At 61.7% G+C, this 22875-nt stretch carries 20 protein-coding genes; 16 read left to right on the forward strand and 4 right to left on the reverse strand.

Annotated elements, in window-relative coordinates:
* Positions 1-16: 16 nt before the first annotated feature.
* Both M0808_RS06805 and M0808_RS06810 read right to left on the reverse strand, forming a co-directional pair.
* Positions 17-424, reverse strand: coding sequence for a PA2817 family protein (locus M0808_RS06805; protein WP_007967565.1), 408 nt, complete (start codon positions 422-424; stop codon positions 17-19).
* 89 nt (positions 425-513) lie between these two features.
* A complete protein-coding gene (locus M0808_RS06810; RefSeq protein WP_247840433.1) occupies positions 514-2961 on the reverse strand; it encodes an acyl-CoA dehydrogenase in 2448 nt (815 codons plus the stop codon).
* A 248-nt stretch (positions 2962-3209) separates the two neighbouring features.
* Between M0808_RS06810 and M0808_RS06815 the strand changes: the two genes are divergently transcribed.
* The 4 genes from M0808_RS06815 to M0808_RS06830 all read left to right on the forward strand — a co-directional run bounded on the left by M0808_RS06815 (position 3210) and on the right by M0808_RS06830 (position 6378).
* A complete protein-coding gene (locus M0808_RS06815; protein ID WP_247840435.1) occupies positions 3210-3869 on the forward strand; it encodes a transglutaminase family protein in 660 nt (219 codons plus the stop codon).
* 43 nt (positions 3870-3912) lie between these two features.
* Positions 3913-4536 (forward strand): glutathione S-transferase, encoded by a 624-nt coding sequence (locus M0808_RS06820; RefSeq protein WP_027612334.1) that lies wholly within the window; start codon positions 3913-3915, stop codon positions 4534-4536.
* 133 nt (positions 4537-4669) lie between these two features.
* Positions 4670-5602 carry an ABC transporter ATP-binding protein gene (locus M0808_RS06825; RefSeq protein WP_027612335.1) on the forward strand — a complete coding sequence of 311 codons (933 nt, stop codon included), beginning with the start codon at positions 4670-4672 and terminating at the stop codon, positions 5600-5602.
* Positions 5599-6378: an ABC transporter permease gene (locus M0808_RS06830; RefSeq protein ID WP_098965044.1), complete on the forward strand. Its 780-nt coding sequence runs from the start codon at positions 5599-5601 to the stop codon at positions 6376-6378. The genes M0808_RS06825 and M0808_RS06830 overlap by 4 nt, the downstream gene beginning before the upstream one ends.
* A gap of 141 nt (positions 6379-6519) precedes the next feature.
* Here the strand turns inward: M0808_RS06830 and M0808_RS06835 are convergent, their stop codons facing one another.
* On the reverse strand, positions 6520-7038 hold the full coding sequence (locus M0808_RS06835) for a DUF2062 domain-containing protein (protein ID WP_098965042.1): 519 nt from the start codon (positions 7036-7038) through the stop codon (positions 6520-6522).
* Between the two features lie 136 nt (positions 7039-7174).
* Here M0808_RS06835 and M0808_RS06840 point away from each other — a divergent pair, with 136 nt between their 5' ends.
* The 12 genes from M0808_RS06840 to M0808_RS06895 all read left to right on the forward strand — a co-directional run bounded on the left by M0808_RS06840 (position 7175) and on the right by M0808_RS06895 (position 18775).
* Positions 7175-9388, forward strand: a complete 2214-nt coding sequence (locus M0808_RS06840) for a DNA internalization-related competence protein ComEC/Rec2 (RefSeq protein WP_247840437.1) — start codon at positions 7175-7177, stop codon at positions 9386-9388.
* Between the two features lie 111 nt (positions 9389-9499).
* Positions 9500-10135: a MotA/TolQ/ExbB proton channel family protein gene (locus M0808_RS06845; protein WP_003227083.1), complete on the forward strand. Its 636-nt coding sequence runs from the start codon at positions 9500-9502 to the stop codon at positions 10133-10135.
* Positions 10132-10560, forward strand: a complete 429-nt coding sequence (locus tag M0808_RS06850; protein ID WP_027612340.1) for a biopolymer transporter ExbD — start codon at positions 10132-10134, stop codon at positions 10558-10560. The genes M0808_RS06845 and M0808_RS06850 overlap by 4 nt, the downstream gene beginning before the upstream one ends.
* A complete protein-coding gene (gene lpxK / locus M0808_RS06855) occupies positions 10560-11570 on the forward strand; it encodes a tetraacyldisaccharide 4'-kinase (protein ID WP_247840439.1) in 1011 nt (336 codons plus the stop codon). Before M0808_RS06850 ends, lpxK begins: the two co-directional genes overlap by 1 nt.
* 21 nt (positions 11571-11591) lie before the next feature.
* Positions 11592-11777 carry a Trm112 family protein gene (locus M0808_RS06860; protein WP_003174668.1) on the forward strand — a complete coding sequence of 62 codons (186 nt, stop codon included), beginning with the start codon at positions 11592-11594 and terminating at the stop codon, positions 11775-11777.
* The gene (gene kdsB / locus M0808_RS06865) at positions 11774-12538 is read left to right on the forward strand and encodes a 3-deoxy-manno-octulosonate cytidylyltransferase (RefSeq protein WP_247840441.1); all 765 of its coding nucleotides are present in this window, start codon (positions 11774-11776) and stop codon (positions 12536-12538) included. The genes M0808_RS06860 and kdsB overlap by 4 nt, the downstream gene beginning before the upstream one ends.
* On the forward strand, positions 12538-13002 hold the full coding sequence (locus M0808_RS06870) for a low molecular weight protein-tyrosine-phosphatase (RefSeq protein ID WP_247840443.1): 465 nt from the start codon (positions 12538-12540) through the stop codon (positions 13000-13002). The genes kdsB and M0808_RS06870 overlap by 1 nt, the downstream gene beginning before the upstream one ends.
* A complete protein-coding gene (gene murB / locus M0808_RS06875; protein ID WP_247840445.1) occupies positions 12999-14018 on the forward strand; it encodes a UDP-N-acetylmuramate dehydrogenase in 1020 nt (339 codons plus the stop codon). Before M0808_RS06870 ends, murB begins: the two co-directional genes overlap by 4 nt.
* A 395-nt stretch (positions 14019-14413) precedes the next feature.
* A complete protein-coding gene (locus M0808_RS06880) occupies positions 14414-14884 on the forward strand; it encodes a (2Fe-2S)-binding protein (protein WP_027612345.1) in 471 nt (156 codons plus the stop codon).
* The gene (locus M0808_RS06885; protein WP_247840447.1) at positions 14881-17202 is read left to right on the forward strand and encodes a xanthine dehydrogenase family protein molybdopterin-binding subunit; all 2322 of its coding nucleotides are present in this window, start codon (positions 14881-14883) and stop codon (positions 17200-17202) included. Before M0808_RS06880 ends, M0808_RS06885 begins: the two co-directional genes overlap by 4 nt.
* A complete protein-coding gene (locus M0808_RS06890) occupies positions 17202-18182 on the forward strand; it encodes an XdhC family protein (RefSeq protein ID WP_247840449.1) in 981 nt (326 codons plus the stop codon). The genes M0808_RS06885 and M0808_RS06890 overlap by 1 nt, the downstream gene beginning before the upstream one ends.
* On the forward strand, positions 18179-18775 hold the full coding sequence (locus M0808_RS06895) for a nucleotidyltransferase family protein (RefSeq protein ID WP_247840451.1): 597 nt from the start codon (positions 18179-18181) through the stop codon (positions 18773-18775). Before M0808_RS06890 ends, M0808_RS06895 begins: the two co-directional genes overlap by 4 nt.
* 189 nt (positions 18776-18964) lie before the next feature.
* On the opposite strand, the gene rne is transcribed toward M0808_RS06895, so the two are convergent.
* On the reverse strand, positions 18965-22201 hold the full coding sequence (gene rne / locus M0808_RS06900; RefSeq protein WP_247840453.1) for a ribonuclease E: 3237 nt from the start codon (positions 22199-22201) through the stop codon (positions 18965-18967).
* Positions 22202-22875: the final 674 nt, after the last annotated feature.

The raw sequence follows: 22875 nt of genomic DNA on the forward strand, positions 1-22875 counted from the left end.
TTTGATCTTTGGACGCTTAGTGCTTGCTGTCCTGGGCAGACATCGCCAGCAACTGTTTTTCCTGATTCCAGTCGAACGGTTCGTCGTTCTGTTCGGCTTCGTAGCGACGTTCTTCCAGTGCCTGATACAGGTCGATTTCTTCATCAGACAAGTAGTGCAGGCAGTCACCAGCGAAGAACCACAGCAGATCCCGCGGGATCAGGTGGGCAATTTGCGGATAGCGGGTAATCACTTGGGTCAGGATGTCCTGACCCAGGTACTGGCTTTCGATCGGGTCGATCGGCAGGGAGGCCAGTAGTTCGTCAAAGCGCTCCAGGAACAAGGCATGGCTTTCTTCGGGAACCTGTTCGGCCTCACCTACGGCGACCAGGATACTGCGCAGATGGTCGAGCAAAACCAGATGATCGGCAACGACGTTGGACACGAGATAAGTCCTCAAGAGCAAAACGGGCGCGGGAGTATAAAGCTCTCGTGCCCGTTTTTCACAAATAAACAGCTACACGGTCGTCGGCATCAGCGGACTTTGCCCTCAGCCTGCTTCAGCTCTTCCTTGTCGAAATCATCGACGTCGATCACCTTGCGCCGTGCCGCTTCGGCATCGCGCAGGGTCTGTGCTTCCTGCGGTTGCAACACCCCGGCCTCCAGTGCGGCGTCGATGGCGTGTTCGCCAGCCACCGGTTTGACCTGACCGCTCTTGAGCGAGGTGTGCAGTTTTTTGTGCAGCGGTTGGGCGGCATTCAGCAGATCGCTGGCGTGTTGCAGGGCACCGACGGCATCGTCGGCGGACTGCGGGCGATAGCAGCCGGCGAGCAGTTCTTCGAGAGTCGGATCACCTTTGGCGCGACCAATAACAGCTGCCACTTCGGCGCCGAGCTTGTCCGACGGGCCTTTATGGCGACGGCCGAACGGGAACACGATCACCCGCAGCAGGCAGCCAAACACTTTGTTCGGGAAGTTGCTCAGCAGCTCATCCAGTGCCCGCTCCGACTGGCCGAGGCTTTCTTCCATGGCCCAACGGAACAGCGGCTCCATATGCGCCGGCGAATCCAGGTCGTGATAACGCTTGAGCGCAGCGGAGGCCAGATACAGGTTGCTCAACACATCGCCAAGACGTGCGGACAGGCGTTCCCGGCGCTTCAGTTCGCCACCCAGCAGCATCATGCTGAAGTCGGCCAGCATGGCAAATGCCGCTGCCTGCCGATTGAGTGCGCGGAAGTAGCCCTGACTGATCCTGTCCCCGGGTGCATGTTCGAAGTGGCCGAAGCCCAGGTTCAGCACCAGGGTGCTGGCGGCGTTGCCGACGGCAAAACCGATGTGCTTGAGCAGCAGGCCATCGAATTCTTTCAGTGCCTGTTCTTTGTCTTCGCGGCCGGCGAGGGCCATTTCCTTGAGGACGAACGGATGGCAACGAATGGCGCCCTGACCGAAGATCATCAGGTTGCGCGAGAGGATGTTCGCGCCTTCCACGGTGATGAAGATCGGTGCGCCGTTCCAGCTGCGCCCCAGGTAGTTGTTCGGACCCATGATGATCGCCTTGCCGCCGTGCACGTCCATGGCGTGGGTGATGCACTCGCGGCCGCGTTCGGTCAGGTGATACTTGAGGATCGCCGACAGCACCGACGGTTTCTCGCCCAGATCCACCGCGTTGGCGGTGAGCATGCGCGCGGCGTCCATCATCCAGGCGTTGCCGCCGATGCGTGCCATGGCTTCCTGAATGCCTTCGAAGGCCGACAGCGGGACGTTGAACTGCTCACGTATCTGCGCGTATTGACCGGTCACCAGACTGGTGAATTTGGCCGCGCCAGTGCCGACTGCCGGCAGCGAGATCGAACGCCCGACCGACAGGCAGTTCATCAGCATCATCCAGCCCTTGCCGAGCATTTCCTGGCCACCGATGAGGTAGTCCAGCGGGATGAACACGTCTTTGCCCGAGTTCGGGCCGTTCATGAACGCTGCACCCAGTGGCAGGTGACGACGGCCGATTTCCACACCCGGTGTATCGGTAGGAATCAGCGCCAGACTGATGCCGAGATCTTCCTTGTCGCCCAGCAGATGCTCCGGGTCATAGGCCTTGAAGGCCAGACCGAGCAGGGTCGCGACCGGGCCGAGGGTGATGTAGCGTTTTTCCCAGTTCAGGCGCAGACCGATGACTTCCTGGCCTTCCCATTCACCTTTGCAGATGATCCCGGTGTCCGGCATGGCGCCGGCATCGGAACCGGCCAGTGGGCCGGTGAGGGCGAAGCACGGAATGTCGTCGCCACGGGCCAGCCGCGGCAGGTAGTGGTTGCGTTGCTCATCGGTGCCGTAATGCAGCAGCAGTTCGGCCGGGCCGAGGGAGTTGGGCACCATCACGGTGGAGGCGAGGTCGCCGCTGCGGGTCGCGAGTTTCATCGCCACTTGCGAGTGGGCGTAGGCGGAAAAGCCCTTGCCGCCGAACTCCTTGGGAATGATCAGGGCGAAGAAACCGTGCTCCTTGATGTGGCTCCAGGCTTCGGGTGGCAGATCCATCGACTGGCCGATCTGCCAGTCAGTGACCATCGCGCAGAGTTCTTCGGTGGGGCCGTCGATGAAGGCTTGTTCCTCTTCGCTCAGTTGCGCTTTTGGATAGGACAGCAGCTTGTCCCAGTCCGGACGGCCACTGAACAGTTCACCGTCCCACCACACGGTACCGGCATCGATCGCATCGCGTTCGGTCTGCGACATCGGCGGCAGGGTTTTCTGGAACCAGTTGAACAGCGGCGCGGTGAAGTGTTTGCGGCGCAGGTCGGGCAGCAGCAAAGGCGCGGCAACCGCTGCGAGCACGACCCAGAACACCAACAGCAACCAGCCCGGGGCATGGCTGAAAATGCCCATCGCCAGCAGGTATACGGCGACGATACCCAACGCGGGCAGGGGGGCGATGCGGCGGTGGGCGAGATACGCCACACCGACGATCAGAACCAGTATCCACAACAACAGCATATGTAATCCTCCGTGAACCAAGGCAAACCGACCCTCCAGAGCTTAGACGGCATCTGTAAAACGGGGTGGTCAGAACATGGTGATTGAACTCGTGGGAAACCCCGGATGGTTTTCGTAGGTTCGGTGGGCAACACCCGTGGGAAATCGTTCGCCGCTCCCGCGTCTTTGCGTCCATGTTTGGCCGAAACGTCGTTATCTCTGTGCTTGAGCTGTCGCTAGACTCGGGGCTCACCCAGGAGAACATCGTCATGCACGAGTATCTGAGCCCCGGCAGCTTCATCGATAGTGACCACCCGGCGGTGGTGGAGTTCGCCGAACAACACCGCGGTGCCAGCCGCGACCCGCTCGCGCAGGCGATCAGTCTCTATTACGCCGTGCGTGAAGCGGTGCGCTACAACCCGTATACCTTCAGCCTCGACCCACAGACCCTGTGCGGCAGTCATGCGCTGGCGGCCGGGGAAAGCTATTGCGTGCCCAAGGCCACGTTGCTGGCCGGGTGTGCGCGACATTGCGGCATTCCCGCACGCATCGGTCTGGCCGACGTCAAGAATCACCTGTCGACCCCGCGTCTGCTGGAACTGCTGCGCAGCGATGTGTTTGCCATGCACGGCTACACCGAGCTGTTCCTCAACGAGCGCTGGGTCAAGGCCACGCCGGCCTTCAACCAGCAACTCTGCGAACTGTTCAACGTCGCACCATTGGACTTTGACGGGATCAATGACAGCGTTTTCCACCCGTACAACCGTGACGGCGCGCTGCTGATGGAATATCTGGTCGATCACGGCCAGTTCGCCGATGTGCCGGAGCGATTCTTTTTCGAACACCTGGAAAAGTGCTACCCGCATCTGTTCGGCGAACATCAGGCGAAGGTCTTGGGCGATATGCAGAGTGATTTGAGTCGGGTCTGATCCGGCGTATGCTGCCTGCCCACGCATTGGAAAAGAGGCGGTCATGCTGAAGATCTGGGGACGGAAAAACTCATCGAATGTCAGGAAGCCGCTGTGGGCCGCCGAGGAGCTGGGCCTGGCCTACGAGGCGATTGACGCCGGTGGCGCCTTCGGTGTGGTCGACACGCCTGAATACCGGGCGATGAACCCGAACGGCCGGGTGCCGGTGATCGAGGATGACGGCTTCGTGCTGTGGGAATCGAATGCCATCGTGCGATACCTGCTGGCCAGGCATGCACCAAATAGCGCCTGGTATCCGGCAGACCTGCAAGCCCGGGCCATCGCGGACAAGTGGATGGATTGGACCACCTCGAGTTTTGCCGGGCCGTTCCGCACCGTGTTCTGGGGCGTATTGCGTACCCCAGCGGACCAGCAGGACTGGCCGGCGATCAACGCCGCAATCAAGGAATGCACCGCGCTGCTGGCCATGGCCGATCAGGCCCTCGCCAGCCAGCCGTACCTGTCCGGCAGCGAAATCGGCATGGGCGATATTCCGCTGGGCAGTTTCATTTATGCCTGGTTCGAGATGCCCATCGAACGTGCCGCGCAGCCGCATCTGCAGGCTTGGTACGCACGGCTGAAGCAGCGTCCGGCCTATCAGAAAGCAGTCATGACCGCGTTGACTTGATAATAACTATCGACACTCTTGACTGTACTTGTGTGGCGGCGGCAAGCACCATTGCGCTCATGCGCCGTGGTTGTTTTGTTCGCCGCCCGGCCCAATCTTTCCTTTTCTTCCCATCTTGGTGCGTAAATCCGATATGAGTTCCGCTCTGTCCATCCGGCAGCTAACCAAAACCTACGGCAACGGGTTCCAGGCCTTGAGTGGTATCGATCTGGACGTCGCCGAAGGTGATTTTTTCGCCTTGCTCGGCCCCAACGGCGCCGGCAAATCCACGACCATCGGCATTCTCTCGACCCTGGTCAACAAGACCAGCGGCACGGTGAATATCTTCGGTCATGACCTGGACAAGAACCCCGCCGCGCTCAAGCGCTCGATCGGTGTGGTGCCCCAGGAATTCAACTTCAACCAGTTCGAAAAGACTTTCGACATCGTCGTGACCCAGGCCGGTTACTACGGCATCCCGGCGAAGATCGCCAAGGAGCGCGCCGAGCAGTATCTGACCCAGCTCGGCCTGTGGGACAAGCGCGATGTGCCGTCGCGTTCGCTGTCCGGCGGCATGAAACGCCGACTGATGATTGCCCGCGCCCTGGTGCATGAGCCGCGCCTGCTGATCCTCGATGAGCCGACCGCTGGCGTCGACATCGAACTGCGTCGCTCGATGTGGACGTTCCTCACCGAGCTGAACCAGAAAGGCATCACCATCATCCTCACCACGCACTATCTGGAAGAGGCTGAGCAGCTGTGCCGCAACATCGGCATCATCGACCACGGCACCATTGTCGAGAACACCAGCATGAAACAGCTGCTGGGCCAGTTGCATGTCGAGACCTTCCTGCTGGATCTGAAAAACGACTTGCACGCCGCGCCGCAATTGATCGGCTATCCCGCTCGGTTGCTCGACGGCCATACCCTGGAAGTCCAGGTCGACAAATCCATGGGCATCACCGCGCTGTTCACCCAATTGGCGCAGCAGAACATCGAAGTGCTGAGCCTGCGTAACAAAACCAATCGCCTCGAGGAGCTGTTCGTGTCTCTGGTAGAGAAGAATCTGTCGAAGGTGGCGGTATGAGTTCCGAGTTCCGCCCCAACCTCGTCGCCCTCCAGACCATCGTTTATCGCGAGGTCAAACGCTTCACGCGGATCTGGCCGCAGACCCTGCTGCCGCCGGCGATCACCATGGTTCTGTACTTCGTGATCTTCGGTAACCTGATCGGCAAGCAGATTGGCGGCATGGGTGGCTTCAGTTACATGGAGTACATCGTGCCGGGGCTGATCATGATGTCGGTGATCACCAACTCCTACGGCAACGTGGTCTCGAGTTTCTTCGGCAGCAAGTTCCAGCGTTCCATCGAGGAACTGATGGTCTCGCCGGTGTCGCCGCACACGATTCTGATCGGCTTCACCATTGGCGGCGTGCTGCGTGGCTTGATGGTCGGGGTGATCGTGACCATTCTGTCGCTGTTCTTCACCCATCTGCAGGTGCATCACCTCGGCGTGACCTTGCTGGTGGTGATCTTGACCGCGACGATCTTCTCGCTGCTGGGCTTCATCAACGCGGTGTTTGCGCGCAACTTCGATGACATTTCGATCATCCCGACGTTTGTGCTGACCCCGCTGACTTACCTCGGTGGCGTGTTCTACTCGATCACCTTGCTGCCGCCGTTCTGGCAGACCGTGTCGCTGGCCAACCCGGTGCTGCATATGGTCAATGCCTTCCGTTACGGCATTCTCGGGGTGTCGGATATCCGCATCGGCATCGCGATCACCTTCATGCTGGTGGCGACGGTGGTGTTGTACCTCGGTTGTGCGCGGTTGCTGGTGAGTGGGCGCGGGATGCGGACCTGATCCGAAACCGCGTCGCTGCCATCGCGAGCAGGCTCACTCCTACAGAAGGGCGCGTTCCAATGTAGGAGTGAGCCTGCTCGCGATGGGGCCTATTCAGACGCTACAAAAAAACGGCCTCCCACTGCGGAGGCCGTTTTGCATTCAAGATTTGCGGCTTTTCTTGCGCCGCGCCCATTGCCGCGCCACCCACCAGCGCCAATACAGCATCACCGTGAAGTAAGCGAGGATGCCAAGTATCAATCCACACACTACCGACCCCAGCAAAAACGGTTGCCACATGGTCGACAACTCTCCGCTGATCCATTCCCAGGTCAACGAATCGGGCAGGGTGCGGGCGGGCACATTCATCAACCAGGCTCCGGCCTGATAAGTACAGAAAAACACCGCCGGCATGGTGATCGGGTTGGTCAGCCACACGAGGCTGACGGCAATCGGCATGTTGCCGCGCACGGTGATCGCCAGTGCCGCCGCCACCAGCATCTGCGCCGGAATCGGCAGGAACGCGGCGAACAGGCCGACGGCCATCGCCCGGGCCACCGAGTGCCGATTGAGGTGCCAGAGGTTCGGGTCATGCAGCAACTTGCCGAGAAAGCGTAAGGATTTGTGTTCCCTGATGCTCGTCGGGTCGGGCATGTAACGTTTGAATAAGCGCCGGGGCATAAGGCTTCTCGGTCGGTTAAGGCGGCAAGTATGTCTGGATTCTACGAAGCGCCCATTCAGACTTTGTGACAATTGTTGACGACGACCCGCCCTCATACCAGCTACCCCTAATGCAGGAACTCTCAAGGACGGGCTTATGCGCACAGGGATGATGGCGCTGGCAGTCGGTCTGCTGGTTCCGGTTTTTTTGCCGGTTTTACCGCCGGTCGGGTTGATGATGTTGTTGCCGTTGGTGGGACTGATGTTGCTGCCGTTTCGCAGCTATCCCGTGGCGTTTCTGCTGTTCGGTTTCACCTGGGCGTGCGTCAGTGCGCAGGGGGCGTTGAATGATCGCCTGCCTGAAGCGCTTGACGGCGAAACCCGTTGGGTTGAGGGGCGGGTGGTCGGTTTGCCGCAAACCAGCGAGGGCGTGGTGCGGTTCGAGTTGGCCGATGCCCGCTCGCGACACGAAAAATTGCCGTCGTTGATGCGTCTGGCGTGGTACGCCGGGCCGCCGCTCAACAGCGGTGAGCGCTGGCGCCTGGCGGTGAAGCTCAGGCGCCCCGGTGGTTTGCTCAATCCCGACGCCTTCGATTACGAAGCCTGGCTGTTGGCGCAACGCATCGGCGCGACCGGCACGATCAAGGATGGTCAGCGCCTGGCCGAGGCAAACTGGGCATGGCGCGACAGCATTCGTCAGCGCTTGATGGCAGTCGATGCCCAAGGCCGGGGCGGTGCATTGGCGGCGCTGGTGCTCGGCGACGGCTCCGGGCTCAGTCGCGAGGATTGGCAGATCCTGCAGGACACCGGCACCGTGCATCTGCTGGTGATTTCCGGTCAACACATCGGGATGTTGGCGGCGGTCATCTATCTGTTGGTCGCCGGGCTGGCGCGCTACGGCTGGTGGCCGCTGCGCTGGCCATGGCTGCCATGGGCCTGTGGGCTGGCGTTTGCCGCGGCGCTCGGTTACGGCTTGCTCGCCGGGTTTGATGTGCCGGTGCAACGGGCCTGCGTGATGGTTGGGCTGATGTTGTTGTGGCGCCTGCGCTTTCGCCATCTCGGCGCGTGGTGGCCGCTGTTGCTGGCATTCGATGCGTTGCTGTTGCTCGACCCGTTAGCCAGTTTGCGTCCGGGTTTGTGGCTGTCGTTCGCCGCGGTGGGGATTTTGATTTTCACCTTCGGCGGGCGACTCGGCGCGTGGAAATGGTGGCAGACCTGGACCCGCGCGCAATGGCTGATTGCGCTGGGTCTGTGCCCGGTGTTGCTGGCGCTGAGCCTGCCGATCAGCGTCAGCGGGCCATTGGCAAATCTGCTCGCGGTGCCATGGGTCAGTCTGCTGGTGCTGCCACCGGCACTGCTCGGCACGCTGTTGTTGCCGGTGCCTTACGTCGGTGCAGGCTTGTTGTGGCTGGCCGGTGGTTTGATCGACTGGCTGTTTCGCGGCTTGTCGCTGATCGCCGGGGCCTGGCCGGCGTGGATCTCGCCGTCGTTGCCGTGGTGGGTTTTGCTGCTCGGCAGTCTCGGCGCCTTGCTGTTGCTGTTGCCGCGCGGGGTGCCTTTGCGACCGTTGGGCTGGCCGTTGCTGTTGATTCTGCTGGCGCCGCCGCGCGAGCGAGTGGCCGATGGACTGGCCGATGTCTGGCAGCTCGATGTCGGTCAGGGCCTGGCGATCCTGATCCGCACGCGTCATCACGCGTTGCTCTACGACGCCGGTCCACGCTTCGGCGATTTCGATCTGGGGGAGCGGGTGGTGCTGCCGGCGCTGCACAAACTGGGGGTCAACCGCATCGACCTGATGCTGCTCAGTCATGCCGACGCCGACCACGCCGGTGGTGCGCTGGCGGTATCGCGGGGGCTGAAAGTGACGCGGGTGATCAGTGGCGATCCGCCGGGCCTGCCCGCCATCCTGCAAGCCGAAGCCTGTGAAAGCGGGCGTCAATGGCAGTGGGACGGGGTCAGTTTTCAGCTGTGGCAATGGTCGGCAGCCCATGACAGCAATCAGCGCTCTTGCGTGTTGCAGATCGAGGCCAATGGCGAGCGGCTGCTGCTGACCGGCGATATCGACACGGCTGCCGAACGGGTTTTGCTGGAAAGTCCGTTGGCGCTGCCGACGCACTGGCTGCAAGCGCCGCACCATGGCAGCCGCAGTTCCTCTTCGATGGCTTTGCTGCGGGCATTACGTCCGCATTCGGTGCTGATCTCCCGGGGGCAGGGCAATTCGTTCGGTCATCCGCACCCGCTGGTGCTCGCGCGTTATCGCCAGCAAGGGCTGCGCATCTACGACAGCGCGCAGCACGGCGCCATTCAACTGCGCCTGGGCAGCTTTCAGGCGCCGTGGCTGATGCGTCAACAACGGCGTTTCTGGCGTTGAAACACCATTGATCGCGGGATCGCCGAATGTGGCATCAGGTCGTCGGGGCAGCGGGTCTTAATCGCCAACCGGTATGGTAAAGTGGCGCACTTTTTCGAGGGGACTGTCACTGTGTGGGAATTGGTCAAATCCGGCGGCTGGATGATGTTGCCGATCATTCTGAGTTCCATCGCGGCCATGGCGATTGTCGCCGAGCGTCTGTGGACCCTGCGCGCCAGCCGCGTCACCCCCGAGCATCTGCTGGGTCAGGTCTGGGTCTGGATCAAGGACAAGCAGCTCAATAAAGAAAAGCTCAAGGAATTGCGCGCCAACTCGCCGCTGGGTGAAATCCTCGCCGCGGGTCTGGCCAACTCCAAGCATGGTCGCGAGATCATGAAGGAGTGCATCGAAGAAGCCGCCGCGCGGGTGATTCACGAGCTCGAACGCTACGTCAACGCGCTGGGCACCATCGCTGCCATGTCGCCGTTGCTGGGCCTGTTGGGCACGGTACTGGGCATGATCGACATTTTCAGCGCCTTCACCGGTTCCGGCATGACCACCAACGCCTCGGTCCTGGCCGGCGGTATTTCCAAGGCACTGATCACCACTGCGGCGGGCCTGATGGTCGGTATTCCGTCGGTGTTCTTCCACCGTTTCCTGCAACGCCGCATCGATGAGCTGGTGGTGGGCATGGAGCAGGAAGCGATCAAACTGGTCGAAGTGGTGCAGGGCGACCGTGACGTCGATCTGGCCGGGGACAAAGCGTGAAATTCCGTCGCAAACCCCGGGAAACGATCGACATCAACCTCGCGTCGCTGATCGACGTGGTGTTCATCCTGTTGCTGTTTTTCGTCGTGACCACCACCTTCACCCGCGAGACACAGTTGCGCGTCGATCTGCCGGAATCGGTCAGCGGTTCGCCCGCCGAAGACCAGCAGCTCAAGCAACTGGATGTCGCGATCAGCGCCGAAGGCGTGTTCTCGGTGAACAACAAGATTCTGCCGAAAAACGACCTGGCGACCCTGATGGAAGCCATGCAGAAAGAAGCCAACGGTGACACCAACATGCCGTTGTCGATCAGCGCCGACGGCAAGACCCAACACCAATCGGTGATCACCGCCATGGACGCGGCCGGCAAGCTCGGTTTCAGCCATCTGCGCATGACCACGGTCGAGGCGGCGCCCAAATCCTGATGAGCCTGTCCGATCGATTGCTCGCCGCGTGGTATCAGGGGCATCCGGCCCTGACGCTGCTGCGGCCGCTGGAAATGCTCTATCGCCGTGTGGTGGTCAACAAGCGTCAGCGCTTTCTCGACGGTGAAGGCCAGATCTATCAGCCACCGGTGCCGTTGATCGTGGTCGGCAACATCACCGTCGGCGGCACCGGCAAGACACCGATGATCCTGTGGCTGATCGAGCATTGCCGACGCGCCGGTCTGCGGGTTGGCGTGGTCAGTCGCGGTTACGGCGCCAAACCGCCGCAACTGCCGTGGCGGGTCACCGCCGAGCAGAGCGCCGACGTCGCCGGCGATGAACCGCTGTTGATCGTGCAGCGCACCGGCGTGCCGCTGATGATCGACCCTGATCGCAGCGCAGCGGTCAAAGCCTTGCTCGCCAGTGAGCCGCTGGACCTGATCCTCTCCGATGATGGCATGCAGCATTACCGCTTGGCGCGGGATCTGGAGCTGGTGCTGATCGACGCTGCCCGTGGTTTGGGCAACAAGCGCTGCCTGCCGGCCGGTCCGTTGCGCGAGCCGATCGAGCGCCTGCAAAGCGTCGATGGCGTGCTGTTCAACGGTTCCACTGCGGATCGTGAAGACGGTTTTGCCTTTCACCTGCAACCGACCGCACTGGTCAATCTGCGCAGTGGCGCGCGCAAGCCGCTGGCGCATTTTGCGCCCGGTCAATCGGTGCACGCGGTGGCCGGGATCGGCAATCCGCAACGTTTCTTCAATACCCTCGAAGCGCTAGACTGGCGAGCAGTCCCCCATGCGTTTGCCGACCACGCCGAATACAGCGTGCAGGCCTTGAATTTCACACCGTCATTGCCGTTGGTGATGACCGAAAAGGACGCGGTGAAGTGCCGTGCCTTCGCAGCAGACGACTGGTGGTATCTGGCGGTCGATGCCGTGCCGTCACCGGCCTTCGTGGCCTGGTTCGACACCCAGTTGATGCGCCTGTTGCCCGATCGTCTTTTGCCTTAACTCTTTATCCAGGGAATGTTCATGGACACCAAATTGCTCGACATCCTCGCGTGCCCGATCTGCAAAGGCCCGCTCAAGCTCAGCGCCGACAAGACCGAACTGATCAGCAAGGGCGCCGGTCTGGCCTATCCGATCCGCGACGGCATCCCGGTGATGCTCGAAAGCGAAGCGCGCACTCTGACCACTGACGAGCGTCTGGATAAATGACCACTGCTTTCACCGTTGTCATCCCGTCGCGTTACGCCTCGACCCGCTTGCCGGGCAAACCGCTGCTGGATATCGCCGGCAAGCCGATGATTCAGCATGTCTGGGAGCAGGCGAGCAAAAGCAGCGCCAGCCGTGTGGTCGTCGCGACTGACGATGCGCGCATCGTCGAAGCCTGCAAGGCGTTCGGCGCGGAAGTGGTGCTGACCCGTGAAGATCACAATTCCGGCACCGATCGTCTAGCTGAGGTCGCCGCCAAACTGGGCCTCGAGCCTGACGCGATCGTGGTCAACGTGCAGGGTGACGAGCCGCTGATCCCGCCAAGCGTGATCGATCAGGTTGCCGCCAACCTCTCCGCCCACACCGAAGCGCGCATGGCCACCCTGGCCGAGCCGATCGAAAACGTCGAAACCCTGTTCAACCCGAACGTGGTCAAGGTCGTCAGCGACCTCAACGGCCTGGCGCTGACCTTCAGTCGCGCGACTTTGCCGTGGGCCCGCGATGCCTTCGCCAAGAGCCGCGAGCAGTTGCCGGAAAGCGTGCCGTATCGTCGCCACATCGGCATTTATGCCTACCGCGCAGGCTTCCTTCAGGACTTCGTGAGCTGGGGCCCGTGCTGGCTGGAAAACACTGAATCCCTCGAACAACTGCGTGCCTTGTGGCATGGCGTGCGGATTCATGTCGCCGACGCGTTGATCGCGCCGCCAACCGGCGTCGACACCGTTGAAGACCTCGAGCGCGTTCGTCGCCTGCTGGAGGCCTGATGCGCATTCTGTTCGTGTGCCTGGGCAACATCTGCCGTTCGCCCACCGCTGAAGGCGTGCTGCGCCACAAATTGCGCGAAGCGGGGCTGGCGGATCAGGTCGAAGTGGCGTCCGCCGGCACCGGTGACTGGCACGTCGGCAATCCGCCGGACAAGCGCAGCCAGGCTGCAGCCAAAGTGCGTGGTTATGACCTGTCGGCGCAACGCGCGCAGCAGGTCAGCCGCGCCGATTTCGCCAGTTACGACCTGATTCTGGCCATGGACAACAGCAACCTGCGCAACCTCAAGGCGCTGCAACCGTCCACTGGCAAGGCCGAACTGGACCTGTTCCTGCGCCGTTATGCCGGTGTGGTCGATGAAGTGCCGGATCCGTACTACGACGGCGATCAGGGCTTCGAGCAGGTACTGGATCTGATTGAAGCAGCCTGTGACCAACTGTTGATCGAAGTGAAGGGCCGGTTATGAGTTTGCAAGTGCAGCCCCAGATTTCGCTGAAACCGTTCAACAGTTTTGGCGTGGATGTGCGTGCGCAGTTGTTCGCCGAGGCCCACAGCGACGCCGACGTGCGCGAAGCCCTTGCCTATGCGACTGCCCATGATCTGCCGTTGCTGGTGATCGGCGGCGGCAGCAACCTGCTGCTGACCGCAGACATCCCGGCACTGGTGCTGCGCATGGCCAGTCGTGGCATTCGGCTGATCAGCGACGACGGCAACCACGTGGTGATCGAGGCTGAAGCCGGTGAGCCGTGGCATCCGTTCGTGCAGCACACGCTGGCGCTGGGTTTTTCCGGTCTGGAAAACCTCAGCCTGATCCCCGGCACTGTTGGCGCGGCGCCGATGCAGAACATCGGCGCCTACGGCGTCGAGATCAAGGATGTGTTCGCCGGACTGACCGCGCTGGATCGCCAGACCGGCGAGCTGCGCGACTTCAGCCTGGAAGAATGCAACTTCGCCTACCGCGACAGCCTGTTCAAGCAGCAGCCGGGGCGTTGGCTGATCCTGCGGGTGCGCTTCAAACTTGATCGTGTTGCGCATCTGCATCTGGAATACGGCCCGGTGCGTCAGCGCCTGACCGAGCAAGGCATCGAGCAACCGACACCCAGCGACGTCAGCCGCGCGATCTGCAGTATCCGCAGCGAAAAGCTGCCGGATCCGGCGGTGCTCGGTAATGCCGGCAGTTTCTTCAAGAATCCGCTGGTGTCGGCCGCGCTGGTCGAGCAGATCAAGGCGCAGCACCCGGATCTGGTGGCCTATGCGCAAGCGGACGGGCAGATGAAACTGGCCGCCGGCTGGTTGATTGAGCGTGCTGGCTGGAAGGGTTTCCGTGAGGCCGATGCTGGCGTGCATAAATTGCAGGCGCTGGTGCTGGTCAACTACGGCACCGCGACCGGTCTGCAATTGCTGGAGCTGGCGCAACGCATCCAGAAAGATATTGCCGAACGTTTCAATGTCGAACTGGAAATGGAGCCGAACCGCTATTGAGGCTACGCTTCAGGTCGGTATCCAAAGCCCTGCACTGAACAAAAAGTGCAGGGCTTTTTTGTTAACGGTGGGTTAACTTAGCCAGCTAACGATAACCGTCATTTGCTCCACCAAAGGCCCGGTGCAGACGTTCACGTCGGCACAAGAGAGCCTGTGCCAACCACATATCAGTCAGCGATGACCCTGTGGCGAGGGAGCTTGCTCCCGCTAGGGCGCGTAGCGGCCCCGCTTTCAAGAAGGGCCTGCTCCGCAGTCCAGCGGGAGCAAGCACCCTCGCCACAGGCTCAGTGTTCGGCTTCACTGATGTGTATTGGCCCATTAGCCTGAGTCGATCTGCGTGAACCACCGCCAGTTCTGCTCGACCCCATAACCACCAAGAATATGCGGGCGTGCCCATGATTACCCTGAAACTCAATGGCCAGGATCACCCACTGGATGTCACCGAAGACATGCCGCTGTTGTGGGCAATCCGTGATGTCGCCGGTTACAACGGCACCAAATTCGGCTGCGGCATGGGCCTGTGCGGTGCCTGCACTATTCATATCGACGGCTTGCCGGCGCGCAGTTGCATCACGCCGATCGGCTCGGTGGTCGGGCAAAACGTCACCACCATCGACAATCTGCACGCCGATCCGGTCGGGCAGGTGGTGCAGCAAGCCTGGCTCGATAGCGCCGTGGCGCAGTGTGGTTTCTGTCAGGGTGGGCAGATCATGTCCGCCACCGCGTTGCTCAAGACCAACCCCGATCCGAGCGACGAGCAGATCGAAGAGGCCATGGTCGGCAACATTTGCCGGTGCGGCACCTACAACCGGATCAAGACCGCGATCCGCCAGGCCTCCACTCACTTGAAGGAGGCCAAGGCATGAGCCGCTTGCCGAATGATTTCGCCCTGAGCAATCTCAGCCGCCGTGGCTTTCTCAAGGGCGTCGGCGCCACGGGCGCATTGGTGCTGGCCGCGAGTTGGGGCTGGCAGGATGCACTGGCTGAAGACGCGCCGAAGAAGTTCGGTGCCGACGGCATGCCCAACGGCTGGATCGACGATCCCAAGGTCTACGTCAGCATCGCCGCGGATGGCACGGTCACCGTGGTCTGCAACCGCTCGGAAATGGGCCAGGGCGTGCGCACCAGTTTGAGCATAGTGGTCGCTGATGAACTGGACGCCGATTGGGCCAAAGTCAAAGTGCAACAGGCGCCGGGTGACGAAGTACGTTTCGGCAACCAGGACACTGACGGTTCGCGCAGCATGCGTCACTGGTATGAACCGATGCGCCGTTGCGGCGCGGCGGCCCGCACGATGCTGGAGCAAGCCGCCGCCGCGCAGTGGCAGGTGCCGGTGGGCGAGTGCCAGGCGCAGTTGCACAAAGTCCTGCACAAACCATCCGGTCGCGAGCTGGGTTACGGCGAACTTGCCGCTGCCGCCAGTGCGCTGGCGGTGCCGGCCCGTGACAGCTTGCGCCTCAAGCAGGCGTCGGAGTTTCGCTACATCGGCAAGGAAGGCACCAAAGCCATCGACGGCGCCGACATCGTCAACGGGCGTGCGGTGTACGGCGCGGACGTGCATTTCGACGGCATGCTCTACGCCACCATCGCCCGTCCGGCGGTGTATGGCGGCAAGGTCAAGTCGCTGGATGACAGCGCCGCGCTGAAGGTTCCGGGTGTGCTGAAGGTCATGCAGATCGAGAGCCGTCCGCTGCCTTCGGAATTCCAGCCGCTGGGCGGCGTAGCGGTGATTGCCAGCAATACCTGGGCGGCGATCAAGGGCCGCGAGGCGCTGAAGATCGAATGGGACGACGGCCCCAATGCCAGTTATGACTCGATCGCTTATCGCAAGGAACTGGAAGCAGCGTCGCGCAAACCCGGCAAAGTGGTGCGCAACACTGGCGATATCGACAAAGCTCTGAGCGGCGCCGCCAGCAGCCTCGAAGCGTCCTATTATCTGCCGCATCTGGCGCAGGCACCGATGGAGCCGATGGTCGCCATCGCGCGCTACGACAAAGGTGTGTGTGAAGCGTGGGCGCCGAGTCAGGCGCCGCAGGTAACTCGCGAACGCATCGCCGAGCGCCTCGGGCTGCCGTTCGACAATGTCACCTTCAACGTCACGCTGCTCGGTGGCGGTTTCGGCCGTAAATCGAAGCCGGATTTCGTCGTCGAAGCAGCGATCCTTGCCAAGGAGTTCCCGGGTAAAGCCGTGCGGGTGCAATGGACCCGCGAGGATGACATCCACAACTCGTATTTCCACACGGTGTCCGCCGAGTATTTGAAAGCCGCTGTCGGCAAGGACGGCATGCCCTCCGGCTGGCTGCATCGCACAGTGGCGCCGAGCATTACGGCGCTGTTCGCCCCGGGCATGAACCATGAAGCGGCGTTCGAACTGGGCATGGGTTTCACCAATATGGCTTACGCGATTCCCAACGTGCGCCTGGAAAACCCCGAAGCCACGGTGCATACCCGGGTCGGCTGGTATCGCTCGGTGTCGAACATTCCTCACGGTTTTGCGATTCAGAGTTTCGTCGACGAACTGGCGCACAAGGCTGGTGTCGATCCGCTCAAGTACCAGATCAAGTTGCTCGGCCCGGATCGGCAGATCGATCCGCGTACCCTGAGTGAGGAGTGGAACTACGGCGAATCCCCCGAGCGCTACCCGATCGACACCGGGCGCATGCGCACGGTATTGGAAACCGCGGCCAAGGCTGCCGGCTGGGGGCGCCAATTGCCCAAGGGCCGAGGCCTCGGTCTGGCGGTGCATTACAGCTTCGTCACCTATGTGGCGGCGGTGATCGAAGTCGAGGTCAAGGACGACGGTACGCTGATCGTGCACAAGGCTGACATCGCTGTTGATTGCGGGCCGCAGATCAACCCTGAACGCATTCGCTCGCAGTTCGAGGGCGCGTGCGTGATGGGCCTGGGCAACGCGGTGCTGGGTGAAATCAGCTTCAAGGATGGCAAGGTCCAGCAGGACAACTTCCATATGTACGAAGTGGCGCGCATGTCGCTGGCGCCGAAGGAAATCGCGGTGCATTTGGTGACGCCGCCGGGCGACGTGCCGTTGGGCGGAGTCGGTGAGCCGGGCGTGCCGCCGATTGCGCCGGCTCTGTGCAATGCGATCTTCGCCGCCACCGGCCAGCGCATCCGTAACTTGCCGGTGCGTTATCAGTTGCAGGGTTGGCAGAAGGCGCAGGCGTAATGGATAGCGCCGATCTCAACGTCCTGCGCAGCGTGCTTGAATGGCGCCGCACCGGGCAGCGGGTGGTGCTGTTCAGTGTGGTACAGACCTGGGGCACTGCGCCCCGGGCACCCGGCGCGATGCTCGCGTTACGTGAGGACGGCGTGGTGATCGGCTCGGTGTCCGGCGGTTGTGTCGAGGATGACTTGATCGCCCGTCTGCACGACGGGCGCATCGCCAGCGACGGCCCGCCGGTGCAACTGATTACCTACGGCGTGACCCGGGAAGAAGCCGCACGGTTCGGCTTGCCGTGCGGTGGCACGTTACGCCTGACCGAAGAACGAGTCGCTGATCCGGCCTGGGTCGCCGAATTGCTCGCGCGATGTGAAGCGCACGAGATTGTTGCCCGTGAGCTGAACATCGAAACCGGTGAGGTTGTGCTGTCGGCGGCGAGCAAATCCGATGTGCTCGAATTCGACGGCAAGACCCTGCGCGCCATTTATGGTCCGCGCTGGCGTCTGTTGTTGATCGGCGCCGGGCAGATGTCGCGTTACGTGGCGGACATGGCGCGGCTGCTGGATTTCGAAGTGCTGATCTGCGATCCGCGTACCGAGTTCGTCTACGGTTGGGAAGAGCACCACGGTCGCTTTGTCCCGGGCATGCCGGATGACGCGGTGTTGAGCATTCAGACGGACGAACGCACAGCCATCGTTGCGCTGACCCACGATCCACGCCTGGACGATATGGCGCTGCTCACCGCACTCGATTCGCCCGCGTTTTATGTCGGTGCACTCGGATCGCGGGTCAACAGTCAGAAGCGCCGGGACAATCTGGCTCAGCTAGGCTTGTCTGAATCAGCCATTGCGCGATTGCACGGGCCGATCGGTTTGCACATCGGCAGTCATTCGCCAGCGGAGATTGCTCTGTCGTTATTGGCGGAGATTGTGGCGATCAAGAACGGTGTCGAGTTGAAACAGAAGAAAGTCGTGGAGGGCGCATGAGTCGATCTATCGCAGTGATTGTGCTGGCGGCGGGCGAGGGCAGCCGCTTTCGTCAGGTTGCGGGTGCGGACAAGGACAAGCTGCTGGCCGTTTGCACCGGGCGTGATGGTGCGGTGCGTTCGGTGATCGAGCAGGTATTGCTGAATCTGCCGGCCGGTCTCGACAAGCGGGTGCTGGTCACCACTGAAGCGCGGCCGCAGGCGATGCGCATGGCTCAGGCTTATGGCTGTGACGTGGTCTCGATTGAATCGACCGGGATGGGTGACAGTATTGCGGCTGGCGTTGCGGTTTGTCCGGATGCAGATGGCTGGCTGATCGTGTTGGGGGACATGCCGTTTATTTTGCCGTCGAGTATTGAGCGGGTGGTGGCGGCAATGACCGATGACGCGGTGAGTGTGCCGGTGCAGGAGGGCGAATTTGGGCATCCGGTGGGGTTCGGGCGTTCGTTCGGGCCGAGCTTGCAGGCATTGAGTGGTGATCGCGGGGCCAGACCGTTGTTCAAGCAGGGCAGGGTGATTGAGGTAGCGGTGGATGATCCCGGGGTGTTGTGGGATATCGATGTGCCCGATTCTCTTGTATTCCCCCAATCCTGAGCCTCCTGCAGAGCTTTTGTGGGAGCGGGCTTGCTCGCGAATGCGGAGCGTCAGTGACTTCCAGGGTGGCTGACACACCGCATTCGCGAGCAAGCCCGCTCCCACATTGAAGGGTGGTGATGCTTGAGCTGGAGGCAATAAAAAGCCCCGCCTGATTGCTCAGACGGGGCTTTTTATTGGCTTGCGGAATCAGACGAGCGGTTTAGGCTCGTGTTCTTTTTCCTCGGCCGCTTGGTGATGCTCCACCGCGTCCTGAACGGAGCGTGGTGCTTCGGCGATCACCGATTCAACCACCGCTTCTTCAGTCACGGCAGCAACCTCGACCACTTCAGCAGCCGGAGCAGCAGCGGCAGCCAGTTCGGCTTCCTTCTGCAGACGCTCGGCTTCACGCTTGCGGCGACGCACTTCACGTGGGTCGTTTGGCGCACGGCCGTTTGGCGTCAGGGCGCTGACCGGAGCGGCTTCAACCACTGGAGCAGGGGCTTCGGCAACCACTGGCGCTTCGACCACCGGTGTTTCAACCACTGGCGCTGGAGCAGGTTCGGCGGCTTCGACCACTGGCGCGGCAGCCTTGGCTTCTTCAACCACTGGGGCTTCAACGACTGGCGCTGGCGTTTCAGCGACGGCAGGCTCGGCAACCCAGTTGAACGCGGTCTGTTCTTCACGAACTTCACGCACGGTTTCGGTCACGGTTTCAGCGACGGTTTCAGCAACCGGCTCAGCAGCCACAACTGGCGCTTCAATAGCAGGTTCTGCAGCAGCTTCAACCTGAGGCAGTGTTTCTTGAACCGGTGCCACTTCGACTTCCGGAGCAGCAACCACTTCCACTGGGGTGGTGGCCTCAACGACCGGCGCTTCCACTGGAGCGGTTTCCTGAACAGCGGCGGTGGCGCGTTCGGCTTGCTCGTGAGCCTGTGCTTCGGCCGGAGCGCTGATCACGCTGCTGGCAACAGCGGCGGTCACGGCGAGGCCAGAAGCCAGATCGGCAGCGCTTGGTGCTGTTTCAGCGTTTTCGCCGGATTCGGATTCTTCCGAACCTTCGATCACGTTGCCGTTGGCATCACGCTGACGCTCGCGACGGTTGCTGCGACGACGCTGACCACGGGAGCGACGACGTGGACGATCACCTTCGGCGTTGTCCTGACCGTCTTCCGGCAGTTGCTCTTCGTTGCTGTTCACTTCTTCTTCAGCAACGGCAGCAGCCTGTTCGGCACGTGGTTGACGCTCTTCACGCGGTGGGCGTGGAGCGCGCTCTTCGCGTGGCTGACGGGCCGGACGCTCTTCTGCGACCACAGCGGCAGCGGCAGCCGCTACTGGAGCAGCCGGAGCGGCGTCCAGTGGTTCGCGCAGTTCACGTACACGCTCTTCACGCTCGCCACGTGGCTTGCGGTCTTCGCGCGGCGCACGTGGTGCACGTTCTTCACGCGGAGCGCGGGGTGCGCGTTCTTCGCGAGCGGCCGGTGCTTCGCTGCGGGCTTCACGCGGCTCGCGGACTTCACGGGCTTCACGTGGCTGACGCTCTTCACGCGGCTCGCGTGGGGCGCGTTCTTCACGCGGTGCACGTTCTTCACGCGGCTTGCGCTCTTCATCACGGCGACCGTTACGGTTGCGGCTCTGCTGACGACCGTTGCGACGCTCTTCGTTGCGGGCCGGACGCTCGGTGGCCGGTTTTTCAACGACGACCGGAGCGGCTGGCTCTTCTTTGGTGGCGAACAGGCTGACCAGCGATTTCACCAGGCCTTTGAACAGGCTTGGCTCTGGCGCGGCAACCGGAGCCGGTGCAGCAGCGACAGGCGCGGCGACTTCGGTCGGCACCGGCGCATTGGCACGGGCCGGCGCAGTCTTGACCGCAGCTTCCTGGCGAACCAGGGTGCGGGTCGCAGCGGCTGGCTGGACTTCTTCGACTTCGGCAGCGGCAGCAGCGATTTCGTAGCTGGACTGGTTGGTCGCGGCTTCCGGGCTGTCGTCACGCAGACGCTGAACTTCGAAGTGCGGGGTTTCCAGGTGATCGTTCGGCAGAATGACGATACGGGCACGGGTGCGCAGTTCGATTTTGGTGATCGAGTTGCGTTTTTCGTTGAGCAGGAACGCGGCGACCGGGATCGGCACCTGAGCGCGCACTTCGGCAGTGCGGTCTTTCAGGGCTTCTTCTTCGATCAGGCGCAGGATCGCCAGCGACAGCGATTCGACGTCACGGATGATGCCGGTGCCGTTGCAGCGCGGGCAGACGATGCCGCTGCTTTCGCCCAGCGATGGACGCAGGCGCTGACGGGACATTTCCAGCAGGCCGAAGCGCGAGATGCGGCCGATCTGCACGCGAGCGCGGTCGGCTTCCAGGCATTCGCGGACTTTCTCTTCCACGGCGCGCTGGTTCTTGGCGGGGGTCATGTCGATGAAGTCGATGACGATCAGGCCGCCGATGTCGCGCAGGCGCAACTGACGGGCGATTTCTTCGGCGGCTTCAAGGTTGGTCTGCAGCGCGGTTTCTTCGATGTCGCTGCCTTTGGTGGCGCGCGCCGAGTTGATGTCGATGGACACCAGGGCTTCGGTCGGATCGATGACGATGGAGCCGCCGGAAGGCAGTTCGACGACGCGCTGGAAAGCGGTCTCGATCTGGCTTTCGATCTGGAAACGGTTGAACAGCGGCACGCTGTCTTCGTACAGCTTGATCTTGCTGGCGTACTGCGGCATCACCTGGCGGATGAAGGTCAGGGCTTCGTCCTGGGCTTCAACGCTGTCGATCAGCACTTCGCCGATGTCCTGGCGCAGGTAATCGCGGATGGCGCGGATGATCACGTTGCTTTCCTGATAGATCAGGAATGGCGCGGAGCGATCCAGCGAGGCTTCTTTGATGGCGGTCCACAGTTGCAGCAGGTAGTCGAGGTCCCACTGCATTTCTTCGCTGCTGCGGCCCAGGCCGGCAGTGCGCACGATCAGACCCATGTCGGCTGGAGCAACCAGACCGTTCAGCGCTTCACGCAGTTCGTTGCGCTCTTCGCCTTCGATGCGACGGGAGATACCGCCGGCACGCGGGTTGTTCGGCATCAGCACGAGGTAACGACCGGCCAGGCTGATGAAGGTGGTCAGGGCGGCGCCCTTGTTGCCACGTTCTTCTTTTTCGACCTGAACGATGACTTCCTGGCCTTCGCTCAGGACGTCCTTGATGTTGACGCGGCCTTCAGGGGCTTTCTTGAAGTATTCGCGGGAGATTTCTTTGAGGGGCAGGAAGCCGTGGCGCTCGGAGCCGAAATCGACAAAGGCAGCCTCAAGGCTTGGTTCGATGCGAGTGATACGGCCTTTGTAGATGTTGGCCTTCTTCTGCTCGCGTGCACCGGATTCGATGTCCAGGTCGTAGAGGCGTTGGCCATCTACCAGTGCAACACGCAACTCTTCGGGTTGAGTTGCGTTAATCAGCATTCTTTTCATGTAGTACCGTCGGTTTCCGGGCTGCCGGAAACGGCGTTCGGCACACACGACTTCTCACGGTCGGTGTCAGGTGCGTCGGGAGTGGTTGGCCATTCCCGTGTCCAGCGATGTCAGGCCAATTGGGCCGATATCGCGACGTACGCGTCCTGCTTGCTGTGGCTACTTAAGCACTCAGTCAGGAGGAGGAATCAACCAGCGGCTGTGGACGAGATGAAGCGTCTTGATAAAGCCTATTGCTACACAGTCCGGCGGTTGTGCATCTCCACCCTACACGTATCCCTGATAATTCGGGTGCTGCCGCGCGCAGAATCCGCAGCGGGTTGGCATTTACCGTGAGCTCCGAAAGGGGAGGTCACGCATCATGGCTAATTCAGGCGATGTTTCCGAAGCCTTCGCTCGGGGTCATCTGCAGCTGACTGCACTTTGTGAACTGGCCTCGAATATTTGCCTGTCAGGCGAGTGAAAACTCTGCTCGACGGTGTAATTCAGGCCTCATGTCACCTGCGCTTGTTACAACTGCAAACTCCACCGTTACGTAGCGAAAGCCCCGTAGGACGGCCTCGCGTCCTGGTGAATTGCGTTGGTCAGGGCCGGTTTTTGACCGTGGTTCCGCTGTCCAGGCCGCTTTTGGCGGCGTTCGCGACTATAGCAGCAATGATTAAGTGCTTCAATTC

Origin of the sequence: Pseudomonas sp. MWU12-3103b (assembly GCF_023100615.1) — a bacterium.
GTDB classification, from domain to species: Bacteria; Pseudomonadota; Gammaproteobacteria; order Pseudomonadales; family Pseudomonadaceae; genus Aquipseudomonas; species Aquipseudomonas putida_A.

Excerpts from the sequence above, each read along its gene's own strand:
- M0808_RS06815 (WP_247840435.1), top strand. The coding sequence starts at position 3,210 with ATGCACGAGTATCTGAGCCCCGGCAGCTTCATCGATAGTGACCACCCG.
- M0808_RS06890 (WP_247840449.1), top strand. The coding sequence starts at position 17,202 with ATGGATAGCGCCGATCTCAACGTCCTGCGCAGCGTGCTTGAATGGCGC.
- M0808_RS06860 (WP_003174668.1), top strand. The coding sequence starts at position 11,592 with ATGGACACCAAATTGCTCGACATCCTCGCGTGCCCGATCTGCAAAGGC.
- kdsB (WP_247840441.1), top strand. The coding sequence starts at position 11,774 with ATGACCACTGCTTTCACCGTTGTCATCCCGTCGCGTTACGCCTCGACC.
- M0808_RS06880 (WP_027612345.1), top strand. The coding sequence starts at position 14,414 with ATGATTACCCTGAAACTCAATGGCCAGGATCACCCACTGGATGTCACC.
- M0808_RS06825 (WP_027612335.1), top strand. The coding sequence starts at position 4,670 with ATGAGTTCCGCTCTGTCCATCCGGCAGCTAACCAAAACCTACGGCAAC.
- M0808_RS06810 (WP_247840433.1), bottom strand. The coding sequence starts at position 2,961 with ATGCTGTTGTTGTGGATACTGGTTCTGATCGTCGGTGTGGCGTATCTC.
- M0808_RS06835 (WP_098965042.1), bottom strand. The coding sequence starts at position 7,038 with ATGCCCCGGCGCTTATTCAAACGTTACATGCCCGACCCGACGAGCATC.
- M0808_RS06820 (WP_027612334.1), top strand. The coding sequence starts at position 3,913 with ATGCTGAAGATCTGGGGACGGAAAAACTCATCGAATGTCAGGAAGCCG.
- M0808_RS06830 (WP_098965044.1), top strand. The coding sequence starts at position 5,599 with ATGAGTTCCGAGTTCCGCCCCAACCTCGTCGCCCTCCAGACCATCGTT.
- rne (WP_247840453.1), bottom strand. The coding sequence starts at position 22,201 with ATGAAAAGAATGCTGATTAACGCAACTCAACCCGAAGAGTTGCGTGTT.
- M0808_RS06840 (WP_247840437.1), top strand. The coding sequence starts at position 7,175 with ATGCGCACAGGGATGATGGCGCTGGCAGTCGGTCTGCTGGTTCCGGTT.
- M0808_RS06870 (WP_247840443.1), top strand. The coding sequence starts at position 12,538 with ATGCGCATTCTGTTCGTGTGCCTGGGCAACATCTGCCGTTCGCCCACC.
- murB (WP_247840445.1), top strand. The coding sequence starts at position 12,999 with ATGAGTTTGCAAGTGCAGCCCCAGATTTCGCTGAAACCGTTCAACAGT.
- M0808_RS06885 (WP_247840447.1), top strand. The coding sequence starts at position 14,881 with ATGAGCCGCTTGCCGAATGATTTCGCCCTGAGCAATCTCAGCCGCCGT.
- lpxK (WP_247840439.1), top strand. The coding sequence starts at position 10,560 with ATGAGCCTGTCCGATCGATTGCTCGCCGCGTGGTATCAGGGGCATCCG.
- M0808_RS06895 (WP_247840451.1), top strand. The coding sequence starts at position 18,179 with ATGAGTCGATCTATCGCAGTGATTGTGCTGGCGGCGGGCGAGGGCAGC.